The organism is Pseudoroseomonas cervicalis ATCC 49957 (genome assembly GCF_000164635.1).
Taxonomy (GTDB): Bacteria; Pseudomonadota; Alphaproteobacteria; order Acetobacterales; family Acetobacteraceae; genus Pseudoroseomonas; species Pseudoroseomonas cervicalis.
The window spans coordinates 1-1,320 of the sequence record NZ_GG770893.1; the positions used below are offsets into that span (position 1 = coordinate 1).

Below are 1,320 nucleotides of genomic sequence, written 5' to 3' on the forward strand. Positions count from 1 at the left end.
CGCCGCCATCGCCGCGCTGCGCGAGCAGCTGCGGGCGATGCACGCGCTGAGCCGCCAGCCCGGCCAGGCCCCCGACATCGCCGCGCTGGCCGAGGCGAATGAACGCTTCCACGCCGCGATCGACGCCCTGGCCGGCAATGCCTTCCTGCTGCGCGCGCTGCGGGCGCTGCGCGCCTATGACCATTTCGGCCGGCTGCGCGCGCTGCGCTCCACGCCCCAGGAGCCGCGCCGCGCCTGGCGCGAGCACGCCGCCATCCTCTCCGCCATCCGCCGCCGCGACCCTGGCCGGGCCGAGGCGCGGATGCGCGCCCATGTCACGCGCTCGCTGGAGGCCAGCGGCATCCTCGAGGCGCTCGACCAAGACGAAAGGGACACGCCATGACCACCCCCCAAGCCGGGGCCGCTTCCGGGCTGCGCGCCGCGCTGAACGGCATTTCCGGCATCCTCGTCACCCCCTTCGACGCCGAGGACCGGCTGGCCCCGGCGAAGCTGAAGCCGGTGGTGGACCGCGCCGTGCAGGCCGGCGTGCATGTGCTGGTGGCCAATGGCAACACCAGCGAGTTCTACGGCCTGACCACCGCCGAGGCCGAGGCGGCCGTCCACATGGCGGCCGAGCAGGTGGCCGGGCGCGTGCCGCTGCTGGCCGGCATCGGCCGCAGCATCGGCGATGCGGTCGCGCTGACCCGCGCCTCCCGCGCCGCCGGCGCCACGGCGCTGATGGTGCACCAGCCGCCCGATCCCTTCGTCTCGCCGCGCGGCATCCTGGCCTATGTGCAGCGCGTGGCCGAGGCCGGGCAGGGCCTGCCGGTGGTGCTCTACCTGCGCAATGACGGCATCGGCATCGACAACATCATCGCGCTCTGCCAGGTGCCGGGCGTGGTGGGCGTGAAATGGGCGGCGCCGACGCCGCTGCGCCTGGGCGAGCTGATCCGTGCCACGCGCGGCCTCGACATCGCCTGGATCGGCGGCCTGGCCGAGACCTGGGCGCCGCCCTTCTACGCCGTCGGCGCGCGCGGCTACACCTCCGGCCTGATCAATGTCTGGCCGGCCCATTCGGTGGCCATCCACGCGGCGCTGGAGGCCGGCGACTATGCCCGCGCGGCGAAGCTGATCGAGACCATGGCGGCCTTCGAGGCGCTGCGCGCCGAGGAGCAGAACGGCACCAATGTCTCGGTGGTGAAGGCGGCGCTGCGGATGATGGGCGAGGATTGCGGCCCGACCCGCCCGCCCTCCGCCTGGCCGCTGACGCCGCGCGCCGAGGCCGAGCTGCGCCAGCGCCTGGGCGAATGGGGCCTGCTGCGGGCCGCCGCCGCGAAGTAG

Annotated in this window: 2 protein-coding genes; both read left to right on the plus strand. The window is 74.8% G+C overall.

Going from position 1 to position 1,320, the window contains the following annotated elements; translation table 11 throughout:
• On the plus strand, nt 1-382 hold a 382-nt coding region (locus HMPREF0731_RS20060; protein ID WP_007006046.1), incomplete at its 5' end, for an FCD domain-containing protein.
• Nucleotides 379-1,320, plus strand: a complete 942-nt coding sequence (locus HMPREF0731_RS20065) for a dihydrodipicolinate synthase family protein (protein ID WP_007006047.1) — start codon at nt 379-381, stop codon at nt 1,318-1,320. The genes HMPREF0731_RS20060 and HMPREF0731_RS20065, both read left to right, overlap by 4 nt.

Excerpts from the sequence above, each read along its gene's own strand:
- HMPREF0731_RS20065 (WP_007006047.1), top strand. The coding sequence starts at position 379 with ATGACCACCCCCCAAGCCGGGGCCGCTTCCGGGCTGCGCGCCGCGCTG.